This window comes from Lysinibacillus sp. 1 U-2021 (assembly GCF_029916965.1).
GTDB classification, from domain to species: domain Bacteria; phylum Bacillota; class Bacilli; order Bacillales_A; family Planococcaceae; genus Lysinibacillus; species Lysinibacillus capsici.
On record NZ_CP123966.1, the window covers coordinates 1,625,771 to 1,640,989 of the forward strand.

The following is a 15,219-nucleotide window of genomic DNA, read 5'->3' on the forward strand; positions in this document are numbered from 1 at the left end:
AAAAATGGTAGTAGGAGATTTCCCAATCGAAACAGATACTCTTGTCATTGGTTCAGGTCCTGGAGGATATGTAGCAGCAATTCGTGCAGCTCAAACTGGCCAAAAAGTAACAATCGTTGAAAAAAATGTACTTGGTGGAGTGTGCTTAAACGTAGGTTGTATCCCATCAAAAGCATTAATTTCAGTAGGTCACCGTTTTGAGCAAGCTAAACATTCAGATGACATGGGAATCATCGCTTCTGATGTGAAATTAGACTTCTCAAAAGCACAAGCATTTAAAGACAGCGTTGTTAAGAAATTAACTGGCGGTGTTGAAGGCTTACTTAAAGGTAACAAAGTTGAAATTGTACAAGGTGAAGCTTATTTCGTTGACGCTCATTCAGTGCGTATCATCAATGGTGAATCTGCTCAAACTTACACATTTAACAATGTCATTATTGCAACAGGTTCTCGTCCAGTTGAAATTCCAACATTCAAATTCACTGATCGTGTATTAAATTCTACTGGTGCACTTTCTCTACAAGAAGTACCTGGTAAATTAGTTGTTATCGGTGGCGGTTATATTGGTACTGAGCTTGGATCAGCTTATGCGAACCTTGGCTCTCAAGTAACAATTATTGAAGGCGGAAAAGATATTTTAGCTGGCTTCGAAAAACAAATGACGCAAATCGTGAAAAAAGGCCTTAAAAAGAAAGGCGTTGAAATTGAAGTTAACGCATCTGCAAAAGGCGTAGAAGAAACTGAAAACGGCGTAGTAGTAACTTATGAAGTAGGCGGAGAAGAGAAAAAAGTTGAAGCTGATTACGTATTAGTTACTGTAGGACGTCGTCCAAATACAGATGAAATGGGCCTTGCTGAAATCGGAGTTGAATTCGGTGAACGTGGTCTAATCAATGTTGACAAACAATGTCGTACAAATATTCCAAACATCTATGCAATCGGTGATATCGTAGCAGGTCCTCAGCTTGCACATAAAGCATCTTACGAAGGTAAAGTTGCTGCTGAAGCAATTGCGGGTGAAAAATCAGTTGTTGATTATCTTGCAGTGCCAGCTGTATGTTTCACAGATCCAGAAATGGCGACAGTTGGTTACAATGAAGAACAAGCAAAAGCTGAAGGCATTGAATACACTGCAGCGAAATTCCCATTCGCAGCAAATGGTCGTGCTCTTGCATTAAACCAATCAGAAGGTTTCGTGAAACTTGTTGCTCGTAAAGAGGATGGCTTATTAATTGGTGCTCAAATCGTAGGTGCTGGTGCATCTGATATGATCGCTGAAATGGGCTTAGCGATTGAAGGCGGCATGACTGCTGAGGATATCGCATTAACAATTCACGCTCACCCAACATTAGGTGAAATTACAATGGAAACTGCTGAAGTATTACTTGGCAACCCAATCCACATTGTAGCGAAAAAATAATTTGAATAAAGGAGTGTAGATAAAGCGGGATCATTCGCTTATCTACACTCCTTTTTTGATGCCACTGTATTATTAAGAACAGATGGGTGAGTAAGAAAGGGTAACAACTCGAAAATGTGCTCTCCGATTGAAGTGAAAAACGGAAATTTTTATTATAAAAACCGTCATTAGAAATCTAAATCTTTTTATGAACAATTAATTTTTATATTAGCTTGTTCCCATAACAGGCTTTAATGATAATGAAAAGTAATAAGTAGCTCTTCATGAAAAATTCCGTCATTATAGCTTTCAAATCGAATTTCTATCATTTAGAAGCTCCTTTGATTATTCTGAATAATCGATAAATGCTATAATGATAGCATTGTAGAAAGTAAGGGAGGATTTAATAATGGAGCTTAATTTAACGGGGAAAGTAGCAATTATAACAGGATCGAGTAAAGGAATTGGCTATTATACAGCCATGCAGCTTGTTAAAGAGGGTGCACAGGTTGTACTTTGCGCTCGTGGTGAAAAGCAACTGCAAGTGGCTGCAGGATGTATAAAAAACGAAACAGGCGTAGATGTATTAATTGTTCCAACTGACATTACAAAAGAAAAAGATTGTAAGTATCTCATTGAGCGTACTGTAGAGCATTTTGGACGTGTGGATATTCTTATTAATAATGCTGGTACAGCTTCAGCGAATTCCTTTGAAACGGTGAGTAGTGAGCTGTGGCAGGCAGATTTAGATTTAAAGGTATTTGGTGCTATTCATTGTTCAAAATATGCTGCTCCATATATGCGAAAGGCTGGTGGCGGTGCAATCGTTAATGTGACTGCTGTGATGGCTAAAACTCCACCTGCAAGCTCACTTCCTACTACTGTAAGCCGTGCTGCGGGGCTTGCCTTGACGAAAGCGATGAGCAAGGATTTAGGGAAGGATAATATTCGAGTAAATTCTGTATGTATAGGACTTATTCGTAGTGATCAAATCGAAAAGAAATGGAAAAAGGAAGCACCAAATTTATCGTGGGAAGATTATTCTCGTAAAGTGGGACAAGCAATTCCGCTTGGTCGAGTAGGAGATACACAAGAAGCAGCAAACGTGATCGCTTTCTTAGCATCTGATGCGGCGAGCTATGTTACAGGAACAGCTGTTAATATTGATGGTGGCTCTGGTCACGCATTATAAAATAGTAAAGATCCACTATACAAATAGAAGTATAGTGGATCTTTAAGAAAAATTACCCTTCTTCATTAATAAGAACATTTTTACCACGTATTTTCATAATCAGTGGTATAAGTACCATGAAATGGAAATCACTAAAAATAGTAATGATAAAGGCATTGTTATAAAAGTAGAAAAGTCTCCATACGAAATGGTTAATGCACGGCGCATATTATTTTCAATCATTGGCCCTAGTACCAGTGCAAGGACTAAGGGAGCTACTGGGTAATCATTTTTAGCAAATAGATAACCAAGAACACCACAAGCTACTAATAAAAATACGTCAAATGTGGCGAATTGCACGGCATAAACACCAAAAATTGAAATGGCAATAATTATAGGCAATAGATATTTTTTAGGTGTTTCGATGATTTTGGCAAAAATGCGGACTAAAGGCATATTTAATACTAGTTACATTAAATTTCTAATGAACATACTGGCAAATAATCCCCAAGCAACTTGAGGATGTTCATCAAATAATAATGGACCTGGCTGAATATTATACATAATAAGTGCACCCATTAAAATATCAGTAGTACCTGAGTCGGGAATTCCTAATGTTAGTAATGGGATCATTGCACCGCCTGAGGCAGCATTGTTCGCTGATTCTGGCCCAGCTACACCCGCAATATGACCTTTTCCGAATTGCTCGGGTGTTTTACTAAATTTTTTTCAGTAATATAAGAAATGAATGAGGCAAGTGTTGCACCTGCACCGGGTAATACGCCAATGAAAAAGCCTCATAAGGAGCCGCAAGCAATAGGAACAGCACTATCCTTTAAATCTTCCTTTGTTGGTAATACACAATTAATTTTGGCTAATTGACCATCCTCTTCTTCTTTTTCAAGAATGGTTTTAAATACTTCGCCTAATGCAAATAAACCAACAGCGATAGTTATAAATACAATGCCGGAGAACAACATTGGCTGACCAAATGTAAAACGTTCGATACCTGATACGGCATCAATACCAACTGTCCCGAGCATAAGCCCTAAAACAGTCATAATTAAAGCTTTGGTAATAGAACGTCCTGCTAGGCCACTAACTACTGCAAGTCCTAATAACATCAAAGAAAAATATTCTGCGGGTCCAAATTTAAGTGCTAATTTTGACAATGGATTTGCCAATAATATCAGACCTAGTAGCGCTACAACGCCCGCACAAAATGAGCCAATGGCCGCGATCGAAAGAGCACTTCCTGCACGGCCTTGTTTAGCCATTTGATAGCCATCCAATGTTGTCACAACTGATGACGATTCACCAGGCGTGTTTAATAGAATGGAGGTTGTTGATCCACCATACATGGCCTCGTAGTATACCCCTGCAAGTAAAATAATGGAGCTTGTAGCAGCAGCCTCAGTAGGTAGTCCAGTTGTAATAGTTGCTGTAACAGGTATTAATAATGCAACTCCACTCATTGGACCTATACCTGGAAGTACACCAACTGCTGTACCAATTATGACACCCACAAGAGCGAATAAAAGGTTTTGCCATTGAAGGGCAACTGCAAAATCATCAGCTAAAAATTGCAATGTTGACATATGTTCACTCCTATACTAAAAAATTGGGAAACTAGGTAATGATCCTCCTAGTAAACTTGTAAATAAATAATAGATGCCGAGTGAAAATCCAGCTGCAATAAAAATTGAATAAGTAAGTTTAGTAGTTCCATTGTTTGGAAACTAATACACAAAAATAAAAATGTTGTGATTATATAGCCAATTTTTTCAAGGGAAAATACATACGCAAGAGCGCTACCTAAAATGATTAAGAACTTTTTGAGCTCTGTTGAAGCTATTTTAGAAGAAGTAGTTGATCCTCCTGTGACTCGCTCTCTCACAGCTTTTTTCCATGATTCATAAAATAATTGAAGACTTAATAAACCTAAAATAATACCTAAACCTAATGAAAAAATTTTAGGCCCAACTGTAGACCCATAAGCACTATCAGAAATCTGAGTTGCTTGAAAAATAAACAAAATGCTAAGTGCTAAGAGGATAATGCTAGATGTTTTATCAAATGTATAGCTCAACCGTTTTACACCTCCGTTGAAAATAGAATAGAGTTACACAAGTAGTTCTATATTTAATGGAAATACTTGTGTCTTTTTTTAAAAAACGATTCGTTATTTTTGCATACCAAGAGCTGTTAGTAGTTCAATGATTATTTTATTTTGAATGTCCGGTATTCTGCTTGCCAACCATTACGGGTCACCTCAGCTTGCCATTCTTTTGATTCAGACATTGCCTGTAAATTTTCAGACCAATAGGCAATCGCATCTTCACTCATATTTTTGAGTCTTATGAAGTTCTTGTAGAATAGGACTTTTAATACTGTTTTATAGAATTGGTTGGATATTTCTCCATTTGATTGTTATTTTTATAAAATTATAATAGACAGAAAATTCCTACAGATGTAGAATGAACGATATAGGGGGTGAAAAGTGGCGAAATGTTGAACGAAAATTTTGCTGCGTTGTTGTTACGAGTTGTTCGGATTATTGTGCAAATTGGTATACTTACTATTTTCTATTACATGGGGGTTGGCATTGTTTCTTATTTGCACATACCTCTTCCAGGAAGTGTCATTGGCTTACTTTTATTAGCACTTTCACTCAATTTTAAAATTATTAAGGTCGAATATATACAAGATGGAGCAGGTTTTTTAATTGGCATCTTAACGTTGTTTTTCATTCCAGCAACTGTAGGTGTTATTGATTATCCAGAGCTCATGTCAATCACTGGTCTGCTCATAATTCTAGCAGTTATTGCTAGTACATTAATCTCTATTTATGTAACAGGATTGCTGACACAACTCATTGAAAAAAGAGAATTGGCGAAAAAGGAAGGTACGAAAATTACGGGAGAAGAAGGAAAGGGGGAATTGACTGTTGATTGAAGTAACGGTTGTCCTTAGCACCATCATCATGTTTATTTTATTTACAAAGCTCTATCAACGATTTCCCCATCCTATCATGATTCCCTTGGTCACGACTACGATTGTCAGTGCAGTGATTTTACTTGTGTTTGATATTCCATATTCAACTTATATGCAAGGTGGGGAATGGCTTCAGAAAATGCTTGGGCCAGCTGTTGTGGCACTTGCATATCCTCTCTATAATCAACGGGCAATTATTATGAAATATAAGTATTCTATTTTATCAGGACTTGTAATCGGCATGATAACAGGCTTAGTGACAATTTTTGTGTTACTAAAATGGATCAGTGTAGAACCAAGCTGGATGCTGACAGCCTTACCTAAATCATTAACAACGCCTGTTGGAATGCAGGTGAGCGAAACGATTGGGGGCATTCCTCCTTTAACGGCTGTTTTCGTTATGATTGCAGGGTTTGTAGGGGCCATTATCGGACCGTTAGTCATTAAGTATGGTAAAATCGACTCTGCTGTGAGTAGGGGAGTGGCAGTAGGAAGTGCCTCACATGGGGTAGGTCTTGTGAAATTAAGAGAATATGGGGAACAGGAATTATCAGTGGGTTCCTTATCAATGGGCTTAACGGCTGTTATCGGAGCTTTCTTCTGCCCTTTATTTGTGTATTTATTTTTATAATAGAATCGTGCTTTGTGGAAAAAGGAGCTTTCCCAAAAAAGATAGGAACAACCCTTTTGTTGTAATAATTAGTTATTTCTAGAAGCGGTTAGTCATTGTGAAAATCAACTAAAAAAATACTTCAGATAATATTCTATTATAGCGATTTTGTAATGAAGAGAATGTTTACTAATCTGTATTTTATAAATATAAAAGCTAGCCCATCTTATTGAAGAGCTAGCTTTTATTTTTTAGAAAATTGGCTTACGTTCTTTGATAACACGAATTGTTTTTAATGTTGTATCCTCTGGTCCTTGAACGGGTAAACCTGCTTCAATATTCATTTGAATATAATGAATATTTTCTTGAGTAATTATTTCCCCGGGAATAAAAATAGGAATCCCAGGAGGATATACCATAATAAATTCTGCACAAATACAGTTATCTGCTTCTGCAAGAGGAACGACTTCTGTATCTGCATAAAAAGCATCACGTGGAGACATGGCAAGAGCTGGAATTTCTGGAACATTTACCAAAGCCTCTGTTATAGCCGCTTCAGAATCAAATGCTTTAGACATACGAGTTAACGCATTTATTAAAAGATTAATTTCCTTTTTTGTATCTCCTAAAGTCACTAAACATAAGATATTATAAAGGTCAGACAATTCGACTTCAATATTGGCATTATAACGCAACCATTCCTCAGCTCGATGACCAGAAATACCTAAATCTTTCACACTAATCAGAAGTTTTAATGGATCCATATCATAAGTTGCAGAAGAATGTAACTTTTCCTTACCTGCACACTTTAAATGTGGGATTTGATTGATACGTTTACGAGCATCCTTTGCTAAACGTAATGCATCGTCAATTAAATCGTATCCATGAATGGCTAGCTGACGTCGAGCTGTGTCAAGTGAAGCAAGTAATGGATAGGATGTCGATGTAGTTGTTAACATAGAAAATACAGCTTGTACACGTTTTGCAGAAACAAGACCCTCACGTACATTTAAAATAGACGTTTGTGTCATGGAGCCACCAAGCTTATGAACGCTTGTTGCTGCCATGTCAGCACCTGCTTCCATAGCTGAATATGGAAGGTCATCATGGAATTTTATGTGTACACCATGCGCTTCATCTACTACTACCGGAATATTACGGTCATGAGCAATCTCCACAATACGCTTTAAATCAGCTGTAAAGCCAAAATATGTTGGATTAATAACAAGTACTGCTTTTGTATCTGGGTAAGCATTTAATGCTTTTTCAACAGCTTCAGGGGATATGCCATGAGAAATCCCATATTCGCTGTCAACTTCAGGATGAATAAAAATTGGAATGGCACCAGCGAATACAATCGCCGACATAATAGATTTATGAACATTCCGTGGCACTAGAATTTTATCACCTGGACCGACGACGGTCAGAATCATCGTCATGATGGCGCCACTAGTACCTTGAACGGAAAAGAATGTATGATCAGCACCAAAGGCTTCAGCTGCTAAGTTTTGCGCTTCTTTTATAGCACCCTTTGGTGAATGTAAATCGTCTAGTGGAGCAATATTAATTAAATCGATTGATAAAACGTTGTCGCCGACGAATTCTCGGAAAGCAGGATCCATCCCTTGCCCTTTCTTATGGCCTGGAATATGGAACTGAATGGGATGTCTGTTCCGATGTTTTAGTAATACGTCGAACAATGGAGTCTCTAATTGTGACAACGCAGGTACCACCTCACTTTATAATATCTAAGAAAACAAATGAATTATAGCACCTAACGACACGAAAAAATAGGCTTTTCCTAAAAAAATAAAAGGATTTTTTTCAGGATACCGAGAAAATAGTATTGTACGAAAGGGGAGGTACTATGAATTGGAATACACGTGTGACGGATCTTTTACAGGTTAAATATCCAATTATTCAAGGGGGATTAGCCTATTTAGCATATGCTGATTTAGCTGCAGCGGTGTCGAATGCTGGTGGTTTAGGGCAAATAACGGCTATGAGTTTACGAGATCCTGAATTATTACGAGCAGAGATCCATAAGGTAAGAACATTAACAGATAAACCATTTGGCGTAAATTTTGCGATTGGTATGCATGGTACAGGCTATGAGGATATGGTGCGTGTGGCAATCGAAGAAGAAGTTCCAGTTGTTACAATGACGGGGGGGAATCCAGCGCCTATATTTAATTTGCTGGCAGGCACAGCGATAAAAAAATTAGTCCTTGTAGCTGCTCGTAGACAAGCTCAAAAGGCTGAACAGCTTGGGGCAGATGCTGTAATGGTAGTGGGTCAAGAAGGTGGCGGTCATCTGGGGCGTGATGATGTCGGTACAATGGTTCTTGTTCCCCAAGTTGTTGATAGTGTAAGTATTCCTGTCATTGCTTCTGGCGGAGTTGGCGATGGACGGGGCTGGATGGCTGCTCATGCATTGGGAGCTGAAGGCATTGAAATGGGCACTCGTTTTATAGCAACACGAGAGTGTGTTGATGCTTCAGAGGCTTATAAAGAGGCACTAGTTGCAAGTACTGAGGCAGATACAACCATTATTAAGCGCTCGATTGGTGCACCAGCTCGTGCATTACGCAATGAATTTACTGAAAAGATTTTGGAAATTGAGGAAAAGACACCAACATATGAGGCGTTGAAAGAATTTATAAGTGGTTCAGCAAATAAACGCTTTATTTACGATGGTGATAAGGATCAAGGCTTTGGCTGGGCTGGACAAGTGACTGGAATGATTCACGATATCCCAACCGTTGATGACCTTATTAAGCGAATGGTTGCAGAAGCTGAAAGTATACGGTTAAAATGGGGGCAATAACGTAAAGGTGGTTTTGTCGAATGGAATACTCTTATCCGTTTTCAACTGATTGGTCCACAGAGGAGATTGTGGATGTTGTTCAATTCTTTGAGGGAATTGAGAAAGCTTATGAAAAAGGCATCAAGCGTGAAGTTATGCTAGCTAAATATCGACGTTTTAAAGAGATTGTTCCTTCCCAAGCGGAGGAAAAATCAATTTTTCGCGAATTTGAAGAGGCGAGTGGCTACATTAGCTATCCAGTTGTAAAACAAACAAAGGAAGCCGAGGATGGAATGATTATAAAAGTTACCCCAAGAAATGGCCGTTAAAAAAAGTGGATGTGAGATCAACTCACATCCACTCTTTATTTTTTTGTGTTAAAAAACGACATATTGCATAAACTACATCAATAAAAAACTTTATAAGGTTAGCCTATTTTCCAACAATAATATTGTAAAGAGGAAGTAAGCTGTTAAATGTGTCTTCTGTTAATTGATGTAATTCGCTTACTGTTAGTTTGGTTGCTTGTTCTTTTGGAATATGACGCCCAATTAAGAACTCACCCTTTTTGACATCTCGTAGGCGAATAAGCAGTTCTTCAAGCTTGTCTTCTCTTGCCTCTTCGAGAGAAACAGCCTCAGGGGACATATGGTCTCCTGACACGATAAAATCATCGGGAAGCTGCTCAATTAAAGATTTATGAGCTAGTAAACGCTCAGCCATAACATTTTTTTGAGGCGCTTCATAAATAATAGCTAAGACGATGAATAAATGTGTGTGCCATAGACCAATCTGAAAGTGAGGCAATGATTTATAACCTCTTTTATAAGGGGCGAAGGCAACCCAGCTATCTTTTGGAGGGTTAACGGTTCTTCGAGCATGTTTAGCCACATGCGGGAAGAATTCTTCACCTAATTGGCTAGAGAAATATGCTGAAAAATCTTCACCTAGCGAATTAAATTTTGGACGTACATGTAAATTTAAAGCATCCATTCTCTGTTCTAAACCGTCTATTGTAAAAACTTTAAAGTCTTTGTTTGTCCACTTTATTTTTGGCAATTTTATTTTACTCCTTTCGTTTTATAAGGTTTATTTTACGCTGAATTTGGGAAAAAATCTTATAACAAGAACTTTATCAAATGAGCAAAGTTTTTGTAAAAAAATTTAAAAAAGGAAGTGTTTTTTATGAAACCGTTCGTAAAAATTATACGTAAAGTTGACATTGAAAAGCAATATGAGCACATTTTACAATTAGAATTAGATTATGAATTAGCTTCACTCTTTGCAGCAATGAATGAAAAAAATGACATGGAAATTGAAAAAAGTAAAAAACGTCTGGCAGAAATTCAGATGGAACTTGAAAGTTTGCACGCCTATGCGTAATCAAAATCTAATACCCATTTAAAAAATCACTTGCTGAATATTCCGACAGCAGGTGATTTTTATTGTGACAAAGGGTAAAATAGAAATTATATCATAAGGTAGTACTAGGTTTTATATAGCAAAAGTTGTGATGTAGTGGGAAAAGGTAGCATAAACATACGAGAGCGATTTATATAAAAGGCCTTTTCTTATATTCGAAGGGTGGGTTATGAGTGGATTTACAACAAATTGATAAATTTGCAAAAGATATTATTTTTGAAGCTGGGCGACGTATTCGGGAGGCTTTTTCGTATAATCTAGTAATTGAGACAAAATCAGGTGCAAATGACCTCGTTACTAATATTGATCGAGAGACGGAGTTATTCTTTATTGAGCAAATTAAAGCCTTTGATCCAACCCACAAAATTCTAGGGGAAGAAGGAATGGGCGAACAGGTTAAATCACTAGATGGTGTAGTTTGGATTATTGATCCAATTGATGGAACGATGAATTTTGTTAAACAGCATCGTCATTTTATGATTTCTATCGGTATTTTTGTCAATGGCGTAGGAAAGTTAGGTTACATATTTGATGTCATGCGGGAGGATTTATTTAGTGCCATAGAGGGGCAAGGGGCATGGTATAATGATTCACCATTGCGTAAACTACAGTCTGTTACAATGGAGGAGTCTGTCATTGGCATAAATGCACATTGGGTCGCACCTAATCGACATATTCACCATGAAAAGGTGATTGATATGGTTCGAAAAGTCCGCGGTACTCGGTCCTATGGCTCCGCAGCAATGGAAATTGCATTTGTTGTAAGTGGCAAATTAGATGCCTATGTCTCTATGCGTTTAGCGCCATGGGATATTGCAGGAGGGACCATCATTGCTCAGGAAGTTGGAGCAGTTGCTACAAATCTACATGGTGAAGGCTTTGATTTCCTTCATCAGGATACATTTATTATTGCTAATCCCGCTATTCATAAAGAATTATTAGAAAAATATATAGTGCCATATGAATAAAAAGGAGCCGTCTATTTATTAGACAGCTCCTTTTTATGTTCTTTAAAGTAATCCTTGCGCACGTAGTTTACGCTTCATTTTAAAGGCTGTCATGAAAATGACACAAGTAGCCACAATACCAGCTATTACACCAAATACATTACTAGCTGCAACAGAGTAGCCGATAGAACACATTGCTAATACAGCTGCCAATGCATAGATGGCCATTACGATTTTTGCACGATTCATAGCCTAGCCTCCTATATAAAAAATTTGTCGATCAAATATATTTTTTAGAATGATGGAAATTCTAATAAGGACATTTCTATCCTTCTTGTGCTATAATATCACAGTTAAACATTCGAAAAAAGAATATGGAGTGGAATAATGACAAACTTACGTCAAGATCTTCGCAATATCGCAATTATCGCCCACGTTGACCATGGTAAAACTACTTTAGTCGACCAATTATTAAAACAATCAGGTACATTCCGTTCAAACGAACATGTTGAAGAACGTGCAATGGACTCTAATGATATTGAACGCGAACGTGGTATTACAATTTTAGCAAAAAATACTGCAGTAAACTATAACGGAACTCGTATTAACATCCTTGATACGCCTGGACACGCCGACTTCGGTGGTGAGGTAGAACGTATTTTAAAAATGGTAGATGGCGTTTTACTAGTTGTCGATGCGTATGAGGGTTGTATGCCGCAAACACGCTTTGTACTGAAAAAAGCGTTGGAACAAAAGTTAACACCGATTGTAGTTGTAAACAAAGTTGATAAAGATTCAGCTCGTCCTTTAGAAGTAGTAGATGAAGTATTAGAATTATTCATCGAGCTAGGCGCTGATGATGATCAATTAGATTTCCCTGTTGTGTATGCATCAGGTGTAAACGGTACAGCTTCTCTTGATGCTGATCCAGCAAAACAAGAAGAAAATATGCAATGTCTATTTGAAAAGGTAATTGAAGCAATTCCTGCACCAGTAGACAACTCAGCAGATCCATTACAATTCCAAGTGGCATTACTTGACTACAATGATTATGTTGGTCGTATTGGGATTGGACGCGTATTCCGCGGAACAATTGAAGTAGGGCAACAAGTTGCTTTAATGAAGTTAGATGGGACTGTGAAACAATTCCGTGTAACGAAACTATTTGGTTTCTTTGGTTTAAAACGTGAAGAAATCCAATCAGCTAAAGCTGGTGACTTAATTGCTGTTTCAGGTATGGAAGACATCAACGTTGGGGAAACAGTATGTCCGGTGGAACATCAAGAAGCTTTAACACCATTACGTATAGACGAGCCAACATTACAAATGACTTTCTTAGTGAATAATTCACCGTTTGCAGGTCGTGAAGGGAAATGGGTAACTGCTCGTAAAGTAGAAGAGCGTTTACGTTCGCAACTTCAAACGGACGTATCTCTACGTGTAGAAGATACAGATTCACCAGATGCATGGACGGTTTCTGGACGTGGTGAGCTACATTTATCAATTCTTATTGAAAATATGCGCCGTGAAGGCTTTGAACTACAAGTATCAAAACCTCAAGTTATCATTCGTGAAATTGATGGTGTAAAATGTGAACCATTTGAACGTGTACAAATTGATGTTCCAGAAGAAAATGTAGGTTCGGTTATTGAATCGATTGGTACGCGTAAAGGTGAAATGTTGGATATGGTGAACAATGGCAATGGCCAAGTACGTTTAACATTCCTTGTTCCTGCACGTGGTTTAATTGGATATACAACAGAATTCATGTCTATGACGAAAGGTTTCGGTATCATTAACCATACATTCGATTGTTACCAACCATATATTCCAGGCCGTATTGGTGGACGTCACCAAGGTGTTCTTGTATCAATGGAAACTGGTAAATCGACAACTTATGGTATGATGCAGGTAGAGGACCGTGGTACACTATTTGTTGAGCCAGGTACTGAAATTTATGAAGGTATGATTGTTGGTGAAAATACACGTGATAATGATATCACTGTAAACATAACAAAAATGAAGCAAAAAACGAATGTTCGTTCTGCGACAAAAGATGCAACAAACGTTATTAAAAAGCCACGTCTATTAACACTAGAAGAAGCATTAGAGTTCTTAAATGATGATGAGTATTTAGAAATCACTCCAGAATCTATTCGCCTTCGTAAACAAATTCTAGATAAAAATGAACGTGAAAGAATAGCGAAAAAACTAAAAAACGCTGAACAATAATTTTTTGCTTCCACGAAAGGAAGAGGAGTCTTGGATCTGAAGTCCGCTTTATTGGGTGAACTAAATGTTATTCAAGTTGCTGCACAGGCAGGTACAGATGAAACAACACGAGTTTATGGGAGAATGGCTGGTATCACTAGATTTTTATATGAAAATTTACCAAGCTATGAAATAGCAGGTTATGTTGTATTTCTTCTTGTATTTGTACTTTCTGCCATTGTCTATAAACTAGGCTTTGCCAAGAAATTAAAGTTATCTCAAAATATTATTATTTATGCGTTCCTATTTTTAGGTTGTATCATGCTTACATTCTTCGCCCTATTCTTACCAATGATTGAAGGTCTGATTGTAGCGGCCTTAATTCTAATTGTCTATAAAACAAGACTTTGGCGTGAAAAAAGAGAAGAGCAACAAGCTACCAATCAATAACAATTACGTACTTTATAATAAGAACTTTTTATCTGTTATAAACAGTCTTAGCGGTTTTAATGCTAAGGCTGTTTTTTTGTACGTTTTCCCTGTAGTCAAGCTGAAGAAAACACCCACACTCTACACAAATTAAAAAATGATAGGCACCGAAATCTTCTTATGTGAATAAGTTAATGTCGATAGGCTTATTTTCAACACATCAAGGAGGAAAGGGAATGCGTTGGCTTACAAAAGGTTTATTATTAGGTGTCATTGCTTTGTTACTCCTTTCTTTGACGGCATGTAATAAAGCAGAGCTAGAAAAAGTCAAAGTAGGAGAAGTAACTCGTTCAATTTTCTATGCGCCTCAATATGTAGCACTTGAGAAAGGTTTCTTCGAGGAGGAGGGTCTTTCAGTTGAGCTACAAACGATTGCAGGTGGCGATAAAACGATGACGGCGTTACTGTCAGATGGAATTGATATAGCTTTAGTTGGGTCGGAGACGTCTATTTATGTCACATTACAAGGTGCAAATGATCCTATTCAAAATTTTGCACAGTTAACACAAACGGATGGTACCTTTTTAGTGGCAAGAGATAAGATAGATAATTTTTCGTGGGATCAATTGAAGGGCTCAACGTTTTTGGGGCAACGTAAAGGTGGAATGCCACAAATGGCAGGTGAATTCGTGCTGAAAAAACATGGCATCGACCCTGTAAATGATTTAACGCTCATTCAAAATATTGATTTTGCCAACATTGCTACTGCTTTTGCATCAGGTACTGGTGACTATGTTCAATTATTTGAACCTACTGCGAGTGTCTTTGAGAAAGAAGGAAAAGGTTATATTGTAGCTTCGTTTGGAACGGAGTCTGGTAATCTTCCTTACACGTCCTTTATGGCCAAAAGTAGTTATTTAAAGGATGAATCTTCAACTGTTCAAGCTTTTACAGATGCATTGAAACGAGCACAGGATTTTGTGCAAAATGAGAGTGCTGCTGACGTAGCAAAGATTATTCAACCGTATTTTGAAAATGTGGATATAGAGATAATTGAAACTGTAATTGAGCGATATAAAGCACAAGGCTCTTATGCTACTGACCCAATCCTTGATGAAGGAGAGTGGGATAACTTGCAAACAATTATGGAGGAAGCAGGTGAACTTCCTCAACGAGTGGAGTATGGAAAACTTGTGAACACTACTTTTGCCAAAAAGGCTGCTGAGTAAT

16 protein-coding genes and 1 pseudogene are annotated in these 15,219 nt (G+C 37.7%); 11 read left to right on the plus strand and 6 right to left on the minus strand.

Annotation, left to right across the window (positions count from 1 at the left end; all coding sequences use genetic code 11):
• Nucleotides 1-4: 4 nt before the first annotated feature.
• Both lpdA and QH639_RS08325 read left to right on the plus strand, forming a co-directional pair.
• Nucleotides 5-1,420: a dihydrolipoyl dehydrogenase gene (gene lpdA, locus QH639_RS08320; protein WP_004224738.1), complete on the plus strand. Its 1,416-nt coding sequence runs from the start codon at nt 5-7 to the stop codon at nt 1,418-1,420.
• A 388-nt stretch (nt 1,421-1,808) separates the two neighbouring features.
• Nucleotides 1,809-2,591 (plus strand): SDR family NAD(P)-dependent oxidoreductase, encoded by a 783-nt coding sequence (locus QH639_RS08325; protein WP_131521657.1) that lies wholly within the window; start codon nt 1,809-1,811, stop codon nt 2,589-2,591.
• Nucleotides 2,592-2,643: 52 nt separating this feature from the next.
• Here QH639_RS08325 and QH639_RS08330 read toward each other — a convergent pair.
• The 3 genes and pseudogenes from QH639_RS08330 to QH639_RS08340 form a co-directional block, all read right to left on the minus strand.
• A pseudogene (locus QH639_RS08330) lies at nt 2,644-4,168 on the minus strand (tripartite tricarboxylate transporter permease).
• Nucleotides 4,169-4,215: 47 nt separating this feature from the next.
• A complete protein-coding gene (locus QH639_RS08335) occupies nt 4,216-4,659 on the minus strand; it encodes a tripartite tricarboxylate transporter TctB family protein (RefSeq protein ID WP_481817323.1) in 444 nt (147 codons plus the stop codon).
• 131 nt (nt 4,660-4,790) lie between these two features.
• Entirely contained in the window at nt 4,791-4,916 is a 126-nt protein-coding gene (locus QH639_RS08340; RefSeq protein ID WP_281115953.1) for a hypothetical protein, read from the minus strand.
• A 162-nt stretch (nt 4,917-5,078) separates the two neighbouring features.
• Here QH639_RS08340 and QH639_RS08345 point away from each other — a divergent pair, with 162 nt between their 5' ends.
• Nucleotides 5,079-5,525 carry a CidA/LrgA family protein gene (locus QH639_RS08345; protein WP_227744968.1) on the plus strand — a complete coding sequence of 149 codons (447 nt, stop codon included), beginning with the start codon at nt 5,079-5,081 and terminating at the stop codon, nt 5,523-5,525.
• A complete protein-coding gene (locus QH639_RS08350; protein ID WP_259419895.1) occupies nt 5,518-6,195 on the plus strand; it encodes an LrgB family protein in 678 nt (225 codons plus the stop codon). The genes QH639_RS08345 and QH639_RS08350 overlap by 8 nt, the downstream gene beginning before the upstream one ends.
• Nucleotides 6,196-6,425: 230 nt before the next feature.
• Here the strand turns inward: QH639_RS08350 and QH639_RS08355 are convergent, their stop codons facing one another.
• Entirely contained in the window at nt 6,426-7,895 is a 1,470-nt protein-coding gene (locus QH639_RS08355) for an aminotransferase class I/II-fold pyridoxal phosphate-dependent enzyme (protein WP_004224764.1), read from the minus strand.
• A 146-nt stretch (nt 7,896-8,041) separates the two neighbouring features.
• Here QH639_RS08355 and QH639_RS08360 point away from each other — a divergent pair, with 146 nt between their 5' ends.
• Nucleotides 8,042-9,001 carry an NAD(P)H-dependent flavin oxidoreductase gene (locus QH639_RS08360; RefSeq protein WP_131521654.1) on the plus strand — a complete coding sequence of 320 codons (960 nt, stop codon included), beginning with the start codon at nt 8,042-8,044 and terminating at the stop codon, nt 8,999-9,001.
• A 20-nt stretch (nt 9,002-9,021) separates the two neighbouring features.
• Nucleotides 9,022-9,309, plus strand: a complete 288-nt coding sequence (locus QH639_RS08365) for a UPF0223 family protein (RefSeq protein ID WP_048394723.1) — start codon at nt 9,022-9,024, stop codon at nt 9,307-9,309.
• A gap of 103 nt (nt 9,310-9,412) precedes the next feature.
• Here the strand turns inward: QH639_RS08365 and QH639_RS08370 are convergent, their stop codons facing one another.
• Nucleotides 9,413-10,039, minus strand: a complete 627-nt coding sequence (locus QH639_RS08370; RefSeq protein ID WP_131521653.1) for a YktB family protein — start codon at nt 10,037-10,039, stop codon at nt 9,413-9,415.
• A 126-nt stretch (nt 10,040-10,165) separates the two neighbouring features.
• On the opposite strand from QH639_RS08370, the gene QH639_RS08375 reads away from it, so the two are divergent.
• Nucleotides 10,166-10,363, plus strand: coding sequence for a hypothetical protein (locus tag QH639_RS08375; protein WP_004224768.1), 198 nt, complete (start codon nt 10,166-10,168; stop codon nt 10,361-10,363).
• 212 nt (nt 10,364-10,575) lie between these two features.
• Entirely contained in the window at nt 10,576-11,370 is a 795-nt protein-coding gene (locus QH639_RS08380; RefSeq protein ID WP_004224769.1) for an inositol monophosphatase family protein, read from the plus strand.
• 42 nt (nt 11,371-11,412) lie between these two features.
• Here QH639_RS08380 and QH639_RS08385 read toward each other — a convergent pair whose 3' ends face one another.
• Nucleotides 11,413-11,598, minus strand: a complete 186-nt coding sequence (locus QH639_RS08385) for a DUF5325 family protein (protein WP_004224770.1) — start codon at nt 11,596-11,598, stop codon at nt 11,413-11,415.
• Between the two features lie 138 nt (nt 11,599-11,736).
• Here QH639_RS08385 and typA point away from each other — a divergent pair, with 138 nt between their 5' ends.
• The 3 genes from typA (at nt 11,737) to QH639_RS08400 (ending at nt 15,218) form a co-directional block, all read left to right on the plus strand.
• Nucleotides 11,737-13,581 (plus strand): translational GTPase TypA, encoded by a 1,845-nt coding sequence (gene typA / locus QH639_RS08390; protein ID WP_054549845.1) that lies wholly within the window; start codon nt 11,737-11,739, stop codon nt 13,579-13,581.
• 30 nt (nt 13,582-13,611) lie between these two features.
• A complete protein-coding gene (locus QH639_RS08395) occupies nt 13,612-14,010 on the plus strand; it encodes a YlaH-like family protein (protein ID WP_131521652.1) in 399 nt (132 codons plus the stop codon).
• Nucleotides 14,011-14,225: 215 nt separating this feature from the next.
• A complete protein-coding gene (locus QH639_RS08400) occupies nt 14,226-15,218 on the plus strand; it encodes an ABC transporter substrate-binding protein (RefSeq protein ID WP_131521651.1) in 993 nt (330 codons plus the stop codon).
• Nucleotide 15,219 lies beyond the last annotated feature (1 nt).

Coding starts and splice junctions, on each gene's coding strand:
- QH639_RS08385 (WP_004224770.1), bottom strand. CDS start 11,598: ATGAATCGTGCAAAAATCGTAATGGCCATCTATGCATTGGCAGCTGTA.
- QH639_RS08365 (WP_048394723.1), top strand. CDS start 9,022: ATGGAATACTCTTATCCGTTTTCAACTGATTGGTCCACAGAGGAGATT.
- QH639_RS08375 (WP_004224768.1), top strand. CDS start 10,166: ATGAAACCGTTCGTAAAAATTATACGTAAAGTTGACATTGAAAAGCAA.
- lpdA (WP_004224738.1), top strand. CDS start 5: ATGGTAGTAGGAGATTTCCCAATCGAAACAGATACTCTTGTCATTGGT.
- QH639_RS08325 (WP_131521657.1), top strand. CDS start 1,809: ATGGAGCTTAATTTAACGGGGAAAGTAGCAATTATAACAGGATCGAGT.
- QH639_RS08340 (WP_281115953.1), bottom strand. CDS start 4,916: ATGAGTGAAGATGCGATTGCCTATTGGTCTGAAAATTTACAGGCAATG.
- QH639_RS08400 (WP_131521651.1), top strand. CDS start 14,226: ATGCGTTGGCTTACAAAAGGTTTATTATTAGGTGTCATTGCTTTGTTA.
- QH639_RS08360 (WP_131521654.1), top strand. CDS start 8,042: ATGAATTGGAATACACGTGTGACGGATCTTTTACAGGTTAAATATCCA.
- QH639_RS08345 (WP_227744968.1), top strand. CDS start 5,079: ATGTTGAACGAAAATTTTGCTGCGTTGTTGTTACGAGTTGTTCGGATT.
- typA (WP_054549845.1), top strand. CDS start 11,737: ATGACAAACTTACGTCAAGATCTTCGCAATATCGCAATTATCGCCCAC.